This is a genomic window from Streptomyces sp. NPDC060027 (assembly GCF_042737005.1).
Lineage (GTDB): Bacteria > Actinomycetota > Actinomycetes > Streptomycetales > Streptomycetaceae > Streptomyces.
Genome location: NZ_JBHWVI010000004.1, coordinates 64,970 through 82,328 on the forward strand (window position 1 = coordinate 64,970; position 17,359 = coordinate 82,328).

Here is a 17,359-nt window from a genome sequence, read left to right on the forward strand (position 1 = left end):
ATCCCCGATGAACCACCGGGAACCCCCCATCCGATGAACCAAGGGGACGCCCCGTCCCGCTGAACCGTTGGGAGAAGTCCATGCCGCTCCACCAGGGCCACCAGACGCCCGATGAACGCCCGATGTCCGTCAACCCGTTCTACGGCGAGACCAATCCGGTCAGCGGCATGATCGAGGCACCGCCGAAGCACCGGCTCCCCGACGGCCCGCTGCCGCCCACGACGGCCCTCCAGATCGTCCACGACGAGCTCATGCTGGACGGGAACTCCCGGCTGAACCTGGCCACCTTCGTCACCACCTGGATGGAACCGCAGGCCGGGATCCTGATGGCGGAGTGCCGGGACAAGAACATGATCGACAAGGACGAGTACCCCCGCACGGCCGAGCTGGAGCGGCGCTGCGTGGCGATGCTCGCCGACCTGTGGAACGCGCCGGACCCGTCCGCCGCGGTGGGCTGTTCCACCACCGGTTCGAGCGAGGCGTGCATGCTCGCCGGCATGGCGCTCAAGCGGCGCTGGGCGCAGCGCAACGCGGACCGCTACCCGGGCGCGCGACCCAACCTGATCATGGGCGTGAACGTCCAGGTGTGCTGGGAGAAGTTCTGCAACTTCTGGGAGGTCGAGGCCCGCCAGATCCCCATGGAGGGCGACCGGTTCCACCTCGACCCCGAGGCGGCGGCCGAGCTGTGCGACGAGAACACCATCGGCGTCGTCGGCATCCTCGGCTCCACCTTCGACGGGTCGTACGAGCCGATCCAGGAGCTGTGCGCGGCGCTGGACCGGCTCCAGGAGCGCACGGGCCTGGACATCCCGGTCCATGTCGACGGCGCTTCCGGGGCGATGGTCGCGCCCTTCATCGACGAGGACCTGGTCTGGGACTTCCGGCTGCCCCGGGTGTCGTCGATCAACACCTCGGGGCACAAGTACGGCCTGGTCTACCCGGGTGTCGGCTGGGCGCTGTGGCGGACGGCCGCCGAACTGCCCGAGGAACTGGTCTTCCGGGTGAACTACCTGGGCGGCGACATGCCGACCTTCGCCCTCAACTTCTCGCGCCCGGGAGCCCAGGTCGTCGCGCAGTACTACACGTTCCTGCGACTGGGCCGGACGGGCTACCGGGCGGTGCAGCAGACGACCCGGGAGGTGGCGCGCGCGCTCGCCGAACGCGTCGACTGTCTGGGCGACTTCCGGCTCATCACCCGGGGCGACGAGCTGCCGGTGTTCGCCTTCACGACGGCGCCCGAGGTGACCGCGTACGACGTCTTCGACGTGTCCCGGAGAATGCGCGAGAGCGGCTGGCTGCTGCCCGCGTACACCTTCCCCGAGAACCGCGAGGACCTGTCCGTGCTGCGCGTGGTGTGCCGCAACGGATTCACCTCCGACCTCGCCGACCTCTTCATCGAGGACCTGACCCGGCTGCTGCCCGAACTGCGCCTCCAGCCGCATCCGATGACCCACGACAAGGGGGCGGCGACGAGCTTCCATCACTAGGGGCCACCGTCCAGCGGGGGCTGCCGTCCACCAGGGGCTGCCGCCGTGCCGCGGGCAACGCTCTGGAGAGCGGCGGGCGCCCGCCCGGTTCGCGGCGCCCGCCCGGTTCGCGGCGCCGGGCGGGCGAGGTGTTCCGCTAGCGGCTCAGGCGGGCGAATCGCCGTACCGCCAGCGGGAAGAAGACCGCGAGCAGGGCGAGGGGCCAGAGAACCGCCGCCCCGATGTGGCCCGGCTCCCCGCCCGGTCCGCCGAACAGGTCGCGTACGGCCGTCGCCGTCTGGGACATCGGGTTCCATGCGACGACCGTGCCCAGCCAGCCGGGCATGGAGTCGGGGACGGCGAAGGCGTTGGACAGGAAGCCGACGGGCCAGACCAGGATCTGCACGGCCTGCACCATCTCCGGCTTCCCGGCCACCATCGCCAGGTGGATGCCGATCCACAGCATCGCGAAGCGGAAGAGCAGGAGCAGGCCCATCGCCGCGAGGAACGCGCCGGGCGTGCTGTCGGCGCGCCAGCCGATCGCGTACCCGACCCCGGTCAGCACGGCCAGGCCCACGGCCGACTGGAGCATGTCGGCCGCCGAACGGCCCACCAGGACCGCACCGTTGGCCATCGGCATGGAGCGGAAGCGGTCGATGACGCCCTTGTTGAGGTCCTGGGTGACGGCCAGCATCGTGCCCTCCAGGCCGAAGGCCATGGTCAGGGCGAGCATTCCCGGCACCAGGTAGTCGACGTAGTCGCCCTCGACCCCCCGGCCGCCGCCGACGAGGTAGCCGAACATCAGAAGCAGCATCACGGGGAAGACCAGACCGACCGCGACCTGGACCGGTTGCCGTGCCCAGTGGGCGAGTTCGCGGCGGGTCATGGTCCAGCAGTCGGAGAGGAGCCGGCCGTCCTCACGCGGTCCCCGGGGTCCCCCGTGCCGCCAAGGTCCCCGGTTCCTTGCGCGGGTGGTGTCGTACGTCGTGCTCACACGGCCTCCTTCACTCGCTGCTCGCCCCCGGTGAGGTGCAGGAACACCTCGTCGAGTGTCGGCCGCCGCAGCGCGATGTCCTCCGCCTCGATCCCGGCCTCCTCCAGGGCGCGTACGACCGCGGCGAGGGCCGCCATGCGGTCGGTGACCGGGGCGCTCAGCAGCCGGCGGTCCGTGTCGACCGAGACGCCCTCCCCGGGGAACGGCAGCAGGGCCACGGCGGCGCCCAGCAGTCCCGCGTCGCGCAGCACCACGTCGATGCGGTCGCCGCCCGTCCGGGACTTCAGTTCGTCCGCCGTGCCGTCCGCGATGACCCGTCCGCGGTCGACGACCGAGATGCGGTCGGCGAGCTGGTCCGCCTCCTCCAGGTACTGCGTGGTGAGCAGTACCGTCGTGCCGCCGCCGACCAGGGAGCGCACCGCGGCCCACACCTCGGCCCGGCCGCGCGGGTCGAGCCCGGTCGTCGGCTCGTCCAGGAACAGCACCTCGGGGTCGGTGATGAGGGAGGCGGCCAGGTCCAGGCGGCGCCGCATGCCGCCGCTGTACGCGCGGACCGCCTTGCGGCCGGTGTCGGCGAGGCCGAAGCGCTCCAGGAGCTCGCCGGCCCGCACGCGCGCGGCGCGGGCGCCCAGGTGGTGGAGGCGCCCGAACATCTCCAGGTTCTGCCGGCCGCCGAGTTCCTCGTCGAGCGCGGCGTGCTGGCCGAGCAGTCCGATGCGTGACCGCACCCGGCGGGCCTCGCGCAGCACGTCGTGCCCGGCGATCTCCACCCGGCCGCCGTCCGGCCGCAGCAGCGTGGACAGGACCCGGACCAGGGTCGTCTTGCCCGCGCCGTTGGGGCCGAGCACCCCGTGCACCGTCCCGTACCCGACCCGCAGGTCCAGTCCGTCCAGCGCGTCCCTGTCCCCGTACCGCTTGCGTACCCCTTCGACGACGACGATCGCCTCGGTCATCCCGCTCCCTCCGCTCCGGCAGCCCGCTCCCGGCCCGCTGCCGGAAAGCAGTATTCAAACTTGACTACTGGCATGCCGCAGAAGGTATGCCCGGCCGAGGCATTAGTCAAACTTGATGAGTGCGGGGCCGTGCGCGGCTCAGCGCGCGTCCTCGGGGTGCCGCTCCCCCGTCGCGTACGGGTTCTCCTCGTCCTCCCCGAGGACTCCCACGAACGGCTCGCCCTCCCCGGCGAAGGTGTACGCACCGCCCTCGACGCGGGCGATCAGGCTACGCGTCCACGCGGCGTCCGCGTCGGCCGTGTGGACCCAGAGGTTCATGATCTCGCCGATGTGGCCGAGCTGCTCGGGGCCGTCCTCGGGCACGTAGTGCTCGGTGACGGCCGCCCGCCACTCCTCGATCCCGCGGATCCGCTCCTTCAGGAGGGCCACCGCCTCGCCCCTCGGCAGCTCGACGATGAAGCCGATGCCCGCCGACTGGACGTCCATCTTCTGGTCGTACGACGTCAGGGACTCGCGCAGCAGCGCCAGGAACTCCTCGGTGCCCCTGTCCGTGATCTCGTACTCGGTGCGCGGCGGTCCGCCGGCCGTGGACGGCGCGATCTCGTGGGCGTGCAGCAGTCCCTGCTTGGCCATCTGCTTGAGCGCGTGATAGATCGAGCCGGGCTTGGCGTTGGACCACTCGTGCGCGCCCCAGTACTCCAGGTCGTTGCGCACCTGGTAGCCGTGGGCCCGCCCGTGCTGGCGGACCGCGCCGAGCACGAGGAGACGGATCGCTGACATCCGTCCAGCCTAGGGGGTGTCCGCGAAGCCCCGTCGTCCGGTCAGCTCCAGGATGTGCCCTGTTCCATCGCCACCAGTTCGAAGGCGGTCCTGCCGTCCAGGGACTCACGGATGATGTCGGCGTGCCCGGCGTGGCGGGCCGTCTCGCGGATCAGGTGAAGGGCCAGCCAGCGCATCGAGACGCGGCCCTCCGGCGGGAACCAGGGGTCGTTCGGGAGCGCGAAGGTGTCGTCGAGACTCGGCACCGAGCGCAGGAACGCCTCCGTCTCGGCGGCGACCTTCTCCCAGTACGCGAGCTGGGAGGCGACCGTCTCGCCTTCCGTGAGGACGAAGCACTCGTGCCAGTTCGACTCGTCCCGCTTCACCGCGGGCTGCTCCCCCTTGGCCCGTGCGACCCAGCCCTGCTCGACCTCGGCGACATGCTTGAGCAGCCCGCCGAGCGAGAGTTCGCTGGCGCTCGGCCTGCTCGCCGCCTGCTCCTCGGTCAGCCCGAGCAGTGCCCGGCGGATGCCGCCGCGCTGCTCCTCCACGAAGGCGAGCAGCGCTCCGCGTTCGTCGCCCTGCTCCTCGGCTCGCACGTGCGTGACCATGACCGGCCGCCTTTCTTCGGGTCCTGTTGCCTGACACCGATGACGCTACGGACCCTTGCGGTCAGTTTCTGTCCGCAAGGGTCCGGGGCGCGAGCACATGTTCAGGAGGCCCGAGGAAGGCGCGTCAGAAGGGGAAGATGCTCCGCCCGTGCTGCACCGAGATCCACTTCGTCGTGGTGAAGGCGTCGACCGTCGTCTCTCCGTTCAGGCGGCCGATGCCGGAGTGCTTCTCGCCGCCGAAGGGGACGAGGGGCTCGTCGTGGACGGTGCCGTCGTTGACGTGGAACATGCCGGTGTCGATCTGCTTGGCGAAGTTCACGCCGCGCTCGATGTCGGCCGTGTGGACGGCGCCGGAGAGGCCGTACGGGGTGTCGTTGACGATCCTGACCGCCTCCTCCTCCCCGTCGAACGGGACGAGGAAGACGACCGGGCCGAAGATCTCCTGCTGGAGCAGGCCCGAGTCGGCGGGAATGCCGGTCAGGACGGAGGGCTCGACCAGGTTGTCGGTGGTCGAGCCGTGCAGCAGGGCGGTGGCACCCTCGGCGATCGCCTGCTCGACGGCACCCGAGAGCGCGTCCGCCTGCGAGGAGTTGATGACCGGGCCGATGACCGTCTGCGGGTCGCTCGGGTCGCCGGTCTTCAGCGTCCTGACCTTGGCGACGAACTTCTCGGTGAACTCGGCCTCGATCGACCGGTCCACGAGGACCCGGTTCGCGGCCATGCAGACCTGGCCCTGGTGGACGTAGCGGCTGAACACCGCCGCGTCGACCGCGTAGTCGATGTCCGCGTCCTCCAGGACCACCAGGGCGCTGTTGCCGCCCAGTTCGAGCACCGAGCGCTTGAAGTTCGCGGCGCAGACCGTGGCCACGTGCCGGCCGACCTTGTCGGAGCCGGTGAAGGAGATGACCTTCGGGACCGGGTGCTCGATGAAGGCGTCGCCGATCTCGGCGATGTCGGTGATGACGACGTTGAGGAGACCGCCGGGCAGGCCCGCGTCCTCGAAGATCTTCGCGACCAGGGAACCGCCGGCGATCGGGGTGTTCTGGTGCGGCTTCAGGACCACGCCGTTGCCGAGCGCGAGAGCCGGCGCGACGGACTTGACCGACAGCAGGAAAGGGAAGTTGAAGGGGCTGATGACACCCACGACGCCGACCGGGACGCGGTAGAGGCGGTTCTCCTTGCCGTCGACCGGCGAGGGGATGATCTTCCCCTCGGGGCGCAGCGCCAGCTGGACCGACTCGCGCAGGAACTCCCGGACGAGGTGCAGCTCGAAGGCCGCCTTGAGGCGGGTGCCGCCGAGCTCGGCGATGATCACCTCGGTGATCTCCGCCTCGCGCTCGTCGATGAGGGCGAGCGCCTTCTCGAAGACCGCACGCCGCGCGTACGCGTTCGTCGCGCCCCACTTCTTCTGGGCGCGCTCGGCGGCGCGGTAGGCGTCATCGACCTCTTCGACCGTGGCTATCGTGATCGACGCCAGCTTCTCGCCGTCGTACGGGTTGAAGTCGATGATGTCCCAGGAGCCCGTTCCCGGGCGCCACTCGCCGTCGATGTACTGCTGGGCCAGGTCGGTGAAGTAGGACGACATGTGCTCCCTCAATCCCTGTGCTGCCGAGGCAGTCCTTGGCCCGGGTCAGCAGACATCCGATCACGGTCTGATCACACGTCATCGTACTTGTGTTTCAAGGGAGTTGAAGGAGACCGGGGAAGTCTGTGGGCACTCTCAGGACAGCTGGAGCAGCCCCCGCAGCAGATCGCGGCTCTCGGACGGCCCCGGGCTGTCCTGCTGCAGCTGCTTGAGCGCGCTCTCGTACTGGATGACGTCCTCGCGCTTGTCCAGGTAGAGCGCGCTGGTGAGCTGCTCCAGATAGACGACGTCCGACAGGTCGGACTCCGGGAAGCTCAGGATGGTGAAGGAGCCGCTCTCGCCGGAGTGCCCGCCGAAGCTGAACGGCATGACCTGAAGCCGTACGTTGGGCCGCTCCGAGACCTCGATCAGATGCTGGAGCTGTCCGCGCATCACCTCGCGGTCGCCGTACGGGCGGCGCAGCGCGGCCTCGTCGAGGACGATGTGGAACTCGGGGGCGTTCCCCGAGACGAGGTACTTCTGGCGCTCCAGGCGCAGGGCCACACGCCGGTCGACGTCGGCGGCGGAGGCGCCCTTCATGCCGCGCCGGACGACCGCGTGGGCGTACGCCTCGGTCTGCAACAGGCCGTGCACGAACTGCACTTCGTACACCCGGATCAGGTGGGCCGCGCCTTCGAGGCCGACATAGGTGGGGAACCAGCTGGGCAGGACGTCGGAGTAACTGTGCCACCAGCCCGCGACGTTGGCCTCCTTGGCGAGCGAGACCAGGGAGGTGCGCTCGGCCTCGTCGTTGATGCCGTAGAGCGTCAGCAGGTCCTCGACGTCGCGCGTCTTGAAGCTCACCCTTCCCAACTCCATGCGGCTGATCTTCGATTCGGAGGCGCGGATCGAGTAACCGGCCGCTTCACGGGTGATGCCACGCGCCTCACGCAGGCGCCGCAGATGTGACCCCAGCAGCATGCGCCGCACCACCGAGCCGCTCGACTCACCAGCGCTCACGTTCGTCAGCCTCCCCAACCGTCTTCCAGACGCCGAAGTCTGCCACTAAAACACTTCAAGCTGTACTCGTTCGGTTACGGAAACGGAAAGTAGCCAAAGGCACCGCACAGGAAAAGATCAGTGCGGCGTCAACAACTGGGAATAAGGTGACAGAAGAAAAGAGTAGGAACTAGGAAAGTAAGGTCCAATTCGGGCGCGTGCACGTGCATCTGCCCTTGCATCTGCTGTACGCATTCGGAACCATGGTCCCCGCGCCACCGCTGCATCGCAACGACCGCGAACACCCGGGAGTGCCTCGCATGGGGACGAATGGATCGACCATGCTCGAACCCTTACGGCAGGGACTTCCGCCTCTCGATCCCGCGGCCGTGTCCAGCGCCGCCTCGTGCGCCTTGCCCGCCCGCTACGAAGCGGTGCGCGAGGCCCGGCAGTTCACCCGCGGCACGCTGGACCAGTGGGAGATAGGCGACCGTTTCGACGACGTCTGCCTGGTGGTCTCCGAACTCGTCACCAACGCCCTGCGGCACGCGCTGCCCTCGGACACGCCCCGCAAGGACGACCAAGGGCCGCCCGTACGGCTGCACTTGATGCAGTGGACCTCGCGTCTGGTGTGCGCGGTGCGCGACCCCAGCCACGACAGTCCGGTCGCCGGCGACTCGGACGACTTCTCGGCGGAGTCGGGGCGCGGCCTCTTCCTGGTCGACTCCTTCTCCGACAGCTGGGGCTGGCACCCGCTCGCCGGAACGCTCAGCGGCAAGGTCGTGTGGGCGTTGTTCCGGCTGGGACCGCGGCCCCCGGCCGCGCTCCCCTCCGAATGACGAACCGCGGCGCTTTTCGGCGCCGCGGTTCTACGCGCGTTACTGAACGGCGGGTGAGGATCACCCTCGGTTGACGCCGACGTGCCCGCCGGCACTCCCGCGGCCGGCACCGCCACAGCCGACGCTCCCGCGGCCGACTCGCTCCGAACGGCCCGTGACCACGGCCGTCAGCCCGCGATCAGATGATCGAACTCGCCGTCCTTGATGCCCAGCAGCATCGCCTCGATCTCGGCACGTGTGTAGACGAGCGCGGGCCCTTCGGGGAACCGCGAATTCCGCACGGCCACGTCACCGCCGGGCAACCGCGCGAACTCCACGCAGGAACCCTGTGAGTTGCTGTGCCGACTCTTCTGCCAGGCGACGCCGTCCAGCTCGGTCGCCGCCATGCCGTTGTACACGTCTTCAGCCATGCCGTCGTACACGTCATCCACGTCGAACACGTCGTGGTCCACAGGTCGCTCCCCGGTCGTGCAGTGGCTGAGGTGGCCATAGATGCAATAGTCAACTGACTCGGATCATAGCTCTGTTCATGTGCAGATGCATGGGCAGATGCACGTGCACGCGGGGTGGTCCTGCGGTTACAGCTTTTACCGGCACCTGACTACCGGCTGTCGTTCGCCCGACTACGGCCTGCAGCTCACCGGAGTGCGGAACGGACCACATCCGGTCCAGCGCATTCCCCGGAGCTCGCATCACATGCGAGCTCCAGCCCCCGTCCATGATCTTCCGCGCCATCATCTGTGCGGGATCGTCCGGATCGAATCCCTCGTGTACTAGGAACAGACGCGTACTGCGCCCTTCCTGTTCCAGTGTCCGGGTAATGGTCCACTCGGCGGGACGGGAGGGGTCCGCGTCCGCCCACCGGACGATCAGCATCCGCTCCCGCTCCTAGGCGAGAACGCGCGCGTCGACGGTGCCGGAGAAGTTCATGCCCGGGCGCGGGACCGCGGTCGGCGTGGACCGGGCGCGGAACCGCGATCGGTGTGGACCGGTGGCCGACCTCGAGCCGGAAGTTCTCGGACCCCGCCATCCGCCACTGCGCGAGCGGTGCGGGCTCGGTGAGGGCGCGCCGGACCTCGGCGGACGGATGCGGCAGGAACTGGTCGACGCGGATGGTCGTGAGGTCGCGAGCGCGGCGACGATCCGGTCCTCGCGGGCTCCGGCGGGGGCTCCGGCCGGGGACTCCGGCGGAAGCGACGGCAGGAACTCCGGCACCGAGGGAAGCCGCGTGAGCAAGCGCACGAGGGTTTTCCGCCGGAGGCTCATGGATCCTCCTGATAGCTTGCTGCGATCGTTCGGGCGACCCGCATCCATCCCACCCTTGGGGGCTTCAGTGACTACGGCGACCTTCCCGTCCCGCCAGGCGCGCACCGCGGTCGCGGCCGTGGGCCTGGCCGCGGCGCTCGCGCTGACCGGTTGCAGCAGCGGCGGCGACGACTCCGGGGACCCGTCGGCGAGCCCGAGCGTGTCCGCCACGGACGGCGCCGGTACGGGTGGCGGCTCCGGAAGCACGTCCTCGGCGAGCGGCAAGCTCCAGGGCAGCTGGCTCACCACGGCGGGCGGCAAGGCCGTGGTCCTGATGATCAACGGCAAGCAAGCGGGCCTCTTCGCGACCGGCGGCACCATGTGCAGCGGCACCTCGTCCGAGGAGGCGAAGATGCGGATGATCCGCCTCACCTGCACGGACGGCAGCAAGAAGCGCGCCGTCGGCATGGTCGACTCCGTCAGCGGTACGACCCTGAAGGTCACCTGGGAGGGCGACCTCGGCCAAGAGACCTACACCAAGAGCGAGGGCGGGGAACTGCCCACGGGGCTGCCCACGGCGAGCCTGGGCTCCTGATCCGGCTCCCGCTCAGGGTCAGGGTCAGGGTCGGACAATGGCCGACCCCCGAAAGCGCGATCCCCTTCGGCCCGGAGTCGGCTCATTCCGTCAGCGCGAGGAAGACCCTGGGACAAAAACGGGCGATATCGATCCGGGGCGGGTGAACGGCCAGGGGTGCGCAACCTCGGTGGACCCGCGTGCGTGATGATCCATGCACATCGTCACGACCCCCAGGGGAACCCATGCGCGCTCTGCCCATCGCCGTCACCGTCCTCGCGGCGGCCCTCGCCCTGACCTCCTGCGACGACGGCGGTTCCAGCGACTCCGGGAAATCCGGAGGCTCCTCCGCCCCCGCGAAGAAGCCCACCGTCGCGGCCTGCGGGATCGGGGACACCGGCATCCAGGTCGGTCCCGCGAACGCCGCCACGGCCGCCGGGGACACCGGCAACATCCCGGTCACCCTCACGAACAAGGGCGCCGCGTGCACCCTGAAGGGCTTCCCGAGCCTCTCCGTCCAGGCGGGCGGCACCTCCGCGGACATCGTCGCGGACGAGTCCGCGCAGCCGGCCGAGCTGACCCTCGCCAAGGGCGACACCGCGTCCTTCACCATCACCTACGTCCGGGGCGCGGAAGGCGACGCGAAGACCCTCGCCGCGAAGACCCTGAAGATCGCTCTGCCCGGCGCCGACACCACCCAGGACTTCCCGTGGTCGTACGGCCCGGTCGCCGGCAAGGGATCGGCGAGCGAGCCGAACGCCTCCGTGACGGCGTTCCAGCACGCGGGCGACTGACGGCGGACGAACGCCCGCCCCGCCGGGCTCCTACGGGAGCGGGCGCCGGTCCCTGACCTGCGCCCGGTCCGCCGCCGCGGCACCCGCGTGCCATCCGGCCTCGTCGGTGACCCCACGCATCCGGGTCGTCACGGTCTCGGGGAACATCCGGTCCAGGTGGTCCGCGACCGCCACGTCACGGGCCGCGAGCACCGGCAGCAACTCCCCCTCCGTGGCGGTCACCTGGCCCTCGGCGACCGACGCGAGCCGGTCGCCGATCCGGTGCGCGTAGGCGGCGAGGAACGACTGCCGGAAGCTCTTCGTACGCTTGCGGCCGCCCGCCCGCTGCGCCGCCTCAGCCTTCGTCATCGCCGCCGTGGCCTGCACGAGGAGCGAGGTGTAGAGCAACTCGACCGCCTCCAGATCGGGTTCGAAGCCGACCACGGTCGAGAAGCCGAGAGCCTCGTTCCACACGGCCCGGCAGCGGTTCGCACCGGCCACCGCGTCCAGGAGCACCGCCTTGGCCGTCTCGTACGGCGGCTCGACGCCGATCCGGCAGGCGCCGGGCGCGTCCTTCGCGTGGGTCCGGGCGGCGAGCAGTGCCTCGTCGATGCTGTGCCGCGCCATCAGCTCCTGCGCCTTGGCGCTGAGTGCCTCCGCCTCCTCCGGGAACCCGGTCGCCTCCGCCTTCGCCAGCAGGGCACGGATGCGGGTGAGCATGCGCGTCTCCTGCGGCGCGGCCGCCGTGGTCACCGCCCGCGGCGCGTCCAGCGGCTCGATGGCGGGCAGGCGCAGGAGCAGACGGTAGAGCTCCAGGACCGCGGTGGCGCGGGAGAAGCGGTCGGTGCGGACGTCGTGGGGCTCGGCCTCCAGCTCGTCGAGCTGGGCCGCCCAGCGCGGGCCCCTGGCCGAGCGGTCCCCTTCCCGCTCCTTGAGGATCGAGGACGTCACCAGGCGTACGTGCACGTCGTCCAGGTCGCGCCGCACGATCCGTACGACATCGGCGGGCTGCCAGCCGCGCCGCCAGGCCGCCGCGACGAACTCCTCACCGCGCCGGGCGAGTTCGGCGTCGGAAGCCGGATCGGCGGCGAGCAGGGAGGCGCCGGTGTCGAGGGCCGATTCGGAGTCGGCGTAGAGGGCGGCCGCGAAGGCGCGCTCCACGGTGCTGGACGTACTCATCCCCCGATCGTGTCACGGGCCGGCCGGGTCCCGAGGTAGGGCCTGCCCCACCCCCGGGACGCCCCCTGGTGGTCGTGTCCCGGCGGCCGGCGGACGGTTCGCTGGAGCCATGCAGAACACCGCCGCACACCCCCGATCCCCCGCGCATCCCGCATCCCCCGCGCATCTCCGATCCCCTGCGGACCTCCAGCCCTCCGTATGCCTCCGGGCCTCCGTACGGCTCGGGTCCGCGAGCCGGGATCTCCGGGGTGCCGTCCCGCCGGGCGGGGTGAGCGTGGATCGCCCGGCCGGGGAGACCGGAACGGACACGGAGGCCGGGGCGGAGTGGGTGGCGTGCTGAGCATCGCGTCGCTACGGTCGCGCTGGCCGTCCCTTCTGGGGTGTTTCGTCGCCGTCACGCTCGGGGTGGCGGTGATGACGGCCATGGGGCTGGGCCTCGCCGCCGCGCTCGATCCGCCCACGCGCCCGCCGACCCGGTTCGCGGCCTCGCCGGTCGTGGTGACGGGCCATGACACCCTCACGATGGAGGTCCGGCGGGGGCCGGACACCGCCCTGGCGTCGAAGCCGCTGGCGCATCCACACCCTGTGGACAGCGCGTTGATCGCCGAACTCGGGACCTTGGGACGCGTCCGTACGGACGGCGCGGCCCGGGACGCGGTCGGCGTCGACGCTCCCGTCGCGGCCGTACGACGACTCGTCGGCGACCGCGCCCGGGTGCTCACCGGCGACGAACGGTACCGGGCCGACCCCTCCGCCGCGCGGGACGCCGAGGCGCTGGTCGGAGTCGACGCGCTGCTGGGCACGGCGGCCGGAGTGACGGCCTTCGTCTCGGTCTTCGTGACGGCGTCGACCTTCGCGTTCGTAGTGGCCCTGCGGCGAAGGGAGTTCGGGCTGCTGCGCCTGGTCGGCGCCCTGCCGGGGCAGGTCCGGCGGACCGTGCTCGGGGAGGCGCTCGCGGTGGGGCTCACGGCCTCGGCGGCGGGCTGCGCGCTGGGCGGCCATGAAGCGCCCCTGCTCGTACGGTCGTTGGTGGACGGCGGGGTGGCACCGCCCTGGTTCGCGCTGCGGGACGGGACGTACTGGCCGTACGAACTCGCCTTCTGCACAGGGGTGTCGGTGGCCCTCGCGGGCGCCTGGGCCTCCGCGCGGCGGGCGGGTCGGACCGGCCCCCTGGAGGCGCTGCGTGAGGCGTCGGTGGACACGGGCGTGATGCCGCGCTCCCGGCGGGTGACCGGGGTGGTCCTGCTGACGGCCGGACTCGGGCTGACGGCCTGGACGCTGTACGCGGACCCGGCGGCGCTGCTGAAGCGCAAGACCTACGCAACGCAGCCGATGGTGCTGATCACGGCGGTGGCCGTGCTGGCGCCGATGCTGGTGGGTCCGGCCGTACGGCTGCTTCCGCTCCGCCGGCTCCCTCGCGCGTACGGGCTGCTGATCCGCGAGAACGCGGCGGCCTCCGTCCGGCGCACCGCCGCCGTGGCGGCTCCCGTCCTGGTGACGGTCGCGCTGGCCGGATCGCTCCTCGGTTCGGCGGCGACCGTGACGGAGGCGCGGGCGACGGAGGCACGGGAGCGGACCCGGGCTCAGTTCGTCGTCACCGGTGAGCATGTGAAGAAGGTGACGGTACCCGGCGCGACGGTGTCCGCGACCGCGTCGACCGCCGTCTTCGTGCGCGAGGAAGGGACCGCGCTCCTACGGTCGGACGCGCGGGCGGTGAGCGACGTGGCGGCGTTCGTGTCGGTGACCCGGCTGCCGGTGGTCGCGGGCGACGTACGCGATCTCGACGACCGCTCGATCGTCGTCGACGAGGAGTGGGAACACCACGAGGTGGGCTCCTGGGTCTCCGTCAGGCTGGGTGACGGGCGGCCCGCCCGGCTGCGGATCGCGGCCGTCCTGGCACGCGGCACGGGCGACAACGGGGCGTACGTGACGGCGGCCAACGCACCGGGTTCGACCGTCGACCGCCTCGACGCCCGGGTGCTGCGCGGGGCCGACCCGGCGACGGTCGCGCACGCGCTGCGGCTGTCCGGCGGCACGGTGCGCACCACCCCGGCCTGGCTGGCCGCGACCCACTCGCGCGGCGGCCCGCAGACCCGGCTCGGGTTCCTGGTGGTCCTGGGGATCGCCCTCGTCTACGCCGGGATCTCCCTCGCCGGCACCTGCCTGATGGCCACCTCCGCGCGGGGTGCGGAGCTCCGGTCCCTGCGCCGGGCGGGCGCCACCCGGGCGCAGGCGCTGGGCGTGGTCGCGGGCGAGGCGGCGCTCGCGGTCTGCGTGGGCGCGGCACTCGGGGCCGCCGTCGCCGGGGTGAATCTCGCGGGGCTGGCGGGAGCGCTGGGCCGGTTGTCGGCACCGGTGGGCGTGGTGGTGCCCTGGGGGCCGCTGTCGGGGTGCGTGGGGGTGTGCCTGGTGATCGGGGTGGGGGCGTCGGTGGCGGGAGCGTGGCGCCGGACGTGACGGAACGGTCCTGTCGACGGACGCGACTCCCCGGCCCGACGCGGCTCTCCAGGTCGGCGCGACTCCCCCGGCCCGTGCGCCCCCAGGCCGACGCAACCCTCCAGGCCGACCCGGGCCGACGCAAGCCCCGGGCCGGCGCAGCCCTCCCCGGGTGAGCGCAACTCGTCGGGGCGGCTCAGCTCTCACCCGGGTCGCCGGAGCGCTCAACCGGAGCCGCCGAAGCGCCCCCGACTCGCGGACGCCTCCACCAGGACAGGTGTCAACTTCGGGTTGACACCCATGGACTGTCAACCTACCGTTGACACATGACGACGAATCCACCCGGCAAGGCATCCGTGCGTCTCGACGACCTCATCGAGGCCATCAAGAAGGTGCACAGCGACGCGCTCGACCAGCTCCAGGACGCGGTGATCGCGGCGGATCACCTGGGCGACGTGGCCGACCACCTGATCGGGCACTTCGTGGACCAGGCGCGGCGCTCGGGGGCGTCGTGGACGGACATCGGCAGGAGCATGGGAGTCACCCGCCAGGCCGCGCAGAAGCGGTTCGTACCGAAGGCGGAGGCGGACCTCGATCCCAGCCAGGGGTTCGGCCGCTACACCGAGCGGGCCCGCAAGGTGGTCATGGTCGCGCACGACGAGTCCAAGGCCACGGGATGCACCGAAGGACTGCCCGCGCACCTCGTCCTCGGCCTGCTCAGCGAGCCCGACGCCTTCGCCGCCCGGGCGATCACCGCGCAGGGCGTATCCCTGGACGCGGTCCGCGAGGCGGCCACCGCGACGCTCCCGCCCGCCGTCGACGAGGTCCCCGAGCTGGTCCCGTACGGCCCCGCCGCCAAGAAGGTCCTGGAACTCACCTTCCGCGAGGCACTCCGCCTCGGCCACAACTACGTCGGCACCGAGCACATCCTGCTCGCCCTCCTGGAGTTCGAGAACGGCGAGGGCGCCCTCAGCTCCGCCGGCGTCGACAAGGCGGCGTCCGAGGCACACATCGGACGCATGATCGAGGAGCTCGTCCAGCAGAAGGCGGCGGAGGGAAACGGGTAGCCGAGGGCGACGATCGGCGGGAGGCCGCGGGTTCCGGCGCGTCACCCGCCGCGTCGCCGGAGGGCATTGTCAGACCCCCCTGCGAGACTCGGAAGCATGACCGAGCGCTGGGCTCTCGCGCCGGCCGAGGACGGCGGCGCGGAGATCGCCGCCCTCGGCCCGGACGGGCTGCCCACGGGGCCGGTCCGCCGGGAGGCGGACCTCGCCGAGGCCGTGCGCACCCGGCCGGACGTGAGCCGGTGGGTGTGGCGGTCGACGGCCGATGTCTATCCGAGACTGCTCGCCACGGGGGTGCGAGTGGAGCGGTGTTACGACATGGAGGCCGCCGAGACCCTGCTGCTCGGACACGAGGGGCGGCTCGGCGAGCCCCGGTCGGCGGCCGCCGCGCTGGCAAGACTGCGCGGCGGCCCCGTGCCGCCGGACCCGCCGCAGCGTTCCGCCGAGCCCGGTTCGCAGTCCTCCCTCTTCGAACCGCGCCCGGTCCACGTACCGCTGGCGGATCTCCTCACGGTGTACGCCGACCAGCAGCGCCGCCACGACACGGCCGCGCATCCGGGACGGATGCGGCTGCTCACGGCCTCCGAGTCCGCGGGGATGCTGGTCGCCGCCGAGATGAACCAGTCGGGGCTGCCGTGGAGCGCGGACGTCCACCGGGACGTGCTGCACGAACTGCTCGGCGAGCGGTACACCGGAGGCGGTGAACCCCGGCGCCTCGCCGAGCTCACCGACGAGGTCTCCGCCGCCTTCGGCAGACGGGTCAGACCCGATCTGCCCGCCGACGTCGTCAAGGCGTTCGCGCAGGCCGGGATCAAGGTCAAGTCCACCCGGCGGTGGGAGATCGAGTCGATCGACCATCCGGCCGTGAAGCCGCTCATCGAATACAAGAAGCTGTACCGCATCTGGGTCGCCCACGGCTGGTCCTGGCTCCAGGACTGGGTGCGCGACGGCCGGTTCCGGCCCGAATACCTGCCGGGCGGGACGGTCACCGGACGCTGGGTGACGAACGGCGGCGGCGCCCTCCAGATCCCCAAGGTGATCCGGCGCGCCGTCGTCGCCGACCCCGGCTGGCGGCTGGTCGTCGCCGACGCCGACCAGATGGAGCCCCGCATCCTCGCCGCCATCTCGCGCGACCCCGGCCTGATGGAGGTCGCGGGCCGCGAGAGCGACCTCTACCAGTCGGTGTCGGACCGGGCCTTCTCCGGCGACCGCGCGCAGGCCAAACTCGCCGTGCTCGGCGCCGTCTACGGCCAGACGTCCGGCGACGGGCTGAAGAACCTCGCACTGCTCCGCCGCCGTTTCCCCCAGGCCGTGGCCTACGTCGACGACGCGGCCCGCGCCGGCGAGGAGGGGCGCCTCGTGCGGACCTGGCTCGGGCGGACCTGCCCGCCGGCGGCCGGGGCGGGCGAGGACAGCGGGGAAGAGGCGGGCATCCCGCAGGACGATCCCGTGGACACCCCCGTCGACCAGGGCTGGGTGCCCGGTTACGCCTCCTCCGACTCCCGCGCCCGCGGACGGTTCGCCCGCAACTTCGTCGTGCAGGGCAGCGCCGCCGACTGGGCCCTGCTGGTGCTGGCGGCACTGCGCCGCACCTGCTCCCAGCTCGCCGCCGAGCTGGTCTTCTTCCAGCACGACGAGGTGATCGTGCACTGCCCCGAGGAGGAGACCGACACCGTGGTGGCCGCCATCCGCGACGCGGCCGAACTCGCGGGCCGCCTCACCTTCGGGGAGACACCGGTCCGTTTTCCGTTCACGACGGCCGTCGTGCGGTGCTACGCGGACGCCAAGTAGCCCGCCCGCGCGGCCTCCTGGTCTGTCGGCCTGGCCTCTCGGCCCCGGATTCCGTACGGGACGGCGAAGACGGTGGGGTCGGCAACGGCGACAGCGAGGGCGCCGGCGAACA

At 71.5% G+C, this 17,359-nt stretch carries 16 protein-coding genes; 7 read left to right on the forward strand and 9 right to left on the reverse strand.

Features of this window, described 5'->3' with window-relative positions; translation table 11 throughout:
- The first annotated feature begins 80 nt into the window (after positions 1 to 80).
- Positions 81 to 1,487: a glutamate decarboxylase gene (locus ACFWBT_RS02095; RefSeq protein ID WP_385694682.1), complete on the forward strand. Its 1,407-nt coding sequence runs from the start codon at positions 81 to 83 to the stop codon at positions 1,485 to 1,487.
- Positions 1,488 to 1,623: 136 nt separating this feature from the next.
- On the opposite strand, the gene ACFWBT_RS02100 is transcribed toward ACFWBT_RS02095, so the two are convergent.
- The 6 genes from ACFWBT_RS02100 to ACFWBT_RS02125 form a co-directional block, all read right to left on the reverse strand.
- On the reverse strand, positions 1,624 to 2,352 hold the full coding sequence (locus ACFWBT_RS02100) for an ABC transporter permease (RefSeq protein ID WP_385694786.1): 729 nt from the start codon (positions 2,350 to 2,352) through the stop codon (positions 1,624 to 1,626).
- Between the two features lie 104 nt (positions 2,353 to 2,456).
- On the reverse strand, positions 2,457 to 3,413 hold the full coding sequence (locus ACFWBT_RS02105; RefSeq protein ID WP_385694685.1) for an ATP-binding cassette domain-containing protein: 957 nt from the start codon (positions 3,411 to 3,413) through the stop codon (positions 2,457 to 2,459).
- A 138-nt stretch (positions 3,414 to 3,551) separates the two neighbouring features.
- A complete protein-coding gene (locus tag ACFWBT_RS02110) occupies positions 3,552 to 4,193 on the reverse strand; it encodes a PadR family transcriptional regulator (protein WP_385694688.1) in 642 nt (213 codons plus the stop codon).
- A 41-nt stretch (positions 4,194 to 4,234) separates the two neighbouring features.
- Positions 4,235 to 4,783: a DinB family protein gene (locus tag ACFWBT_RS02115; protein ID WP_266761193.1), complete on the reverse strand. Its 549-nt coding sequence runs from the start codon at positions 4,781 to 4,783 to the stop codon at positions 4,235 to 4,237.
- A 124-nt stretch (positions 4,784 to 4,907) separates the two neighbouring features.
- On the reverse strand, positions 4,908 to 6,368 hold the full coding sequence (locus tag ACFWBT_RS02120; RefSeq protein ID WP_385694691.1) for an aldehyde dehydrogenase family protein: 1,461 nt from the start codon (positions 6,366 to 6,368) through the stop codon (positions 4,908 to 4,910).
- 135 nt (positions 6,369 to 6,503) lie between these two features.
- On the reverse strand, positions 6,504 to 7,328 hold the full coding sequence (locus ACFWBT_RS02125) for a helix-turn-helix domain-containing protein (RefSeq protein WP_385694788.1): 825 nt from the start codon (positions 7,326 to 7,328) through the stop codon (positions 6,504 to 6,506).
- A 338-nt stretch (positions 7,329 to 7,666) separates the two neighbouring features.
- Here ACFWBT_RS02125 and ACFWBT_RS02130 point away from each other — a divergent pair, with 338 nt between their 5' ends.
- Positions 7,667 to 8,185: an ATP-binding protein gene (locus ACFWBT_RS02130; protein WP_385694694.1), complete on the forward strand. Its 519-nt coding sequence runs from the start codon at positions 7,667 to 7,669 to the stop codon at positions 8,183 to 8,185.
- A 167-nt stretch (positions 8,186 to 8,352) separates the two neighbouring features.
- Here the strand turns inward: ACFWBT_RS02130 and ACFWBT_RS02135 are convergent, their stop codons facing one another.
- Together ACFWBT_RS02135 and ACFWBT_RS02140 are read right to left on the reverse strand one after the other, a co-directional pair.
- A complete protein-coding gene (locus tag ACFWBT_RS02135) occupies positions 8,353 to 8,637 on the reverse strand; it encodes a DUF397 domain-containing protein (protein WP_385694696.1) in 285 nt (94 codons plus the stop codon).
- Positions 8,638 to 8,686: 49 nt separating this feature from the next.
- Positions 8,687 to 9,061 (reverse strand): SRPBCC domain-containing protein, encoded by a 375-nt coding sequence (locus tag ACFWBT_RS02140; RefSeq protein ID WP_385694699.1) that lies wholly within the window; start codon positions 9,059 to 9,061, stop codon positions 8,687 to 8,689.
- A 457-nt stretch (positions 9,062 to 9,518) separates the two neighbouring features.
- On the opposite strand from ACFWBT_RS02140, the gene ACFWBT_RS02145 reads away from it, so the two are divergent.
- On the forward strand, positions 9,519 to 10,025 hold the full coding sequence (locus ACFWBT_RS02145; RefSeq protein ID WP_385694702.1) for a hypothetical protein: 507 nt from the start codon (positions 9,519 to 9,521) through the stop codon (positions 10,023 to 10,025).
- Positions 10,026 to 10,249: 224 nt separating this feature from the next.
- On the forward strand, positions 10,250 to 10,798 hold the full coding sequence (locus tag ACFWBT_RS02150; protein WP_385694705.1) for a DUF4232 domain-containing protein: 549 nt from the start codon (positions 10,250 to 10,252) through the stop codon (positions 10,796 to 10,798).
- 30 nt (positions 10,799 to 10,828) lie between these two features.
- Here ACFWBT_RS02150 and ACFWBT_RS02155 read toward each other — a convergent pair whose 3' ends face one another.
- On the reverse strand, positions 10,829 to 11,956 hold the full coding sequence (locus ACFWBT_RS02155; protein WP_385694708.1) for a DUF2786 domain-containing protein: 1,128 nt from the start codon (positions 11,954 to 11,956) through the stop codon (positions 10,829 to 10,831).
- 333 nt (positions 11,957 to 12,289) lie between these two features.
- Between ACFWBT_RS02155 and ACFWBT_RS02160 the strand changes: the two genes are divergently transcribed.
- From ACFWBT_RS02160 to ACFWBT_RS02170, 3 genes are all read left to right on the forward strand, one after another.
- Positions 12,290 to 14,413: an FtsX-like permease family protein gene (locus ACFWBT_RS02160; protein WP_385694710.1), complete on the forward strand. Its 2,124-nt coding sequence runs from the start codon at positions 12,290 to 12,292 to the stop codon at positions 14,411 to 14,413.
- A 305-nt stretch (positions 14,414 to 14,718) separates the two neighbouring features.
- Positions 14,719 to 15,459: a Clp protease N-terminal domain-containing protein gene (locus ACFWBT_RS02165; protein WP_385694712.1), complete on the forward strand. Its 741-nt coding sequence runs from the start codon at positions 14,719 to 14,721 to the stop codon at positions 15,457 to 15,459.
- A 96-nt stretch (positions 15,460 to 15,555) separates the two neighbouring features.
- The gene (locus ACFWBT_RS02170) at positions 15,556 to 17,247 is read left to right on the forward strand and encodes a bifunctional 3'-5' exonuclease/DNA polymerase (protein WP_385694715.1); all 1,692 of its coding nucleotides are present in this window, start codon (positions 15,556 to 15,558) and stop codon (positions 17,245 to 17,247) included.
- Positions 17,248 to 17,359: the final 112 nt, after the last annotated feature.

Bases quoted from the DNA above. Each gene is read 5' to 3' on its own strand.
- ACFWBT_RS02095 (WP_385694682.1), top strand. From the start codon at position 81: ATGCCGCTCCACCAGGGCCACCAGACGCCCGATGAACGCCCGATGTCC.
- ACFWBT_RS02100 (WP_385694786.1), bottom strand. From the start codon at position 2,352: ATGACCCGCCGCGAACTCGCCCACTGGGCACGGCAACCGGTCCAGGTC.
- ACFWBT_RS02105 (WP_385694685.1), bottom strand. From the start codon at position 3,413: ATGACCGAGGCGATCGTCGTCGTCGAAGGGGTACGCAAGCGGTACGGG.
- ACFWBT_RS02110 (WP_385694688.1), bottom strand. From the start codon at position 4,193: ATGTCAGCGATCCGTCTCCTCGTGCTCGGCGCGGTCCGCCAGCACGGG.
- ACFWBT_RS02115 (WP_266761193.1), bottom strand. From the start codon at position 4,783: ATGGTCACGCACGTGCGAGCCGAGGAGCAGGGCGACGAACGCGGAGCG.
- ACFWBT_RS02120 (WP_385694691.1), bottom strand. From the start codon at position 6,368: ATGTCGTCCTACTTCACCGACCTGGCCCAGCAGTACATCGACGGCGAG.
- ACFWBT_RS02125 (WP_385694788.1), bottom strand. From the start codon at position 7,328: ATGCTGCTGGGGTCACATCTGCGGCGCCTGCGTGAGGCGCGTGGCATC.
- ACFWBT_RS02130 (WP_385694694.1), top strand. From the start codon at position 7,667: ATGGGGACGAATGGATCGACCATGCTCGAACCCTTACGGCAGGGACTT.
- ACFWBT_RS02140 (WP_385694699.1), bottom strand. From the start codon at position 9,061: ATGCTGATCGTCCGGTGGGCGGACGCGGACCCCTCCCGTCCCGCCGAG.
- ACFWBT_RS02150 (WP_385694705.1), top strand. From the start codon at position 10,250: ATGCGCGCTCTGCCCATCGCCGTCACCGTCCTCGCGGCGGCCCTCGCC.
- ACFWBT_RS02155 (WP_385694708.1), bottom strand. From the start codon at position 11,956: ATGAGTACGTCCAGCACCGTGGAGCGCGCCTTCGCGGCCGCCCTCTAC.
- ACFWBT_RS02165 (WP_385694712.1), top strand. From the start codon at position 14,719: ATGACGACGAATCCACCCGGCAAGGCATCCGTGCGTCTCGACGACCTC.
- ACFWBT_RS02170 (WP_385694715.1), top strand. From the start codon at position 15,556: ATGACCGAGCGCTGGGCTCTCGCGCCGGCCGAGGACGGCGGCGCGGAG.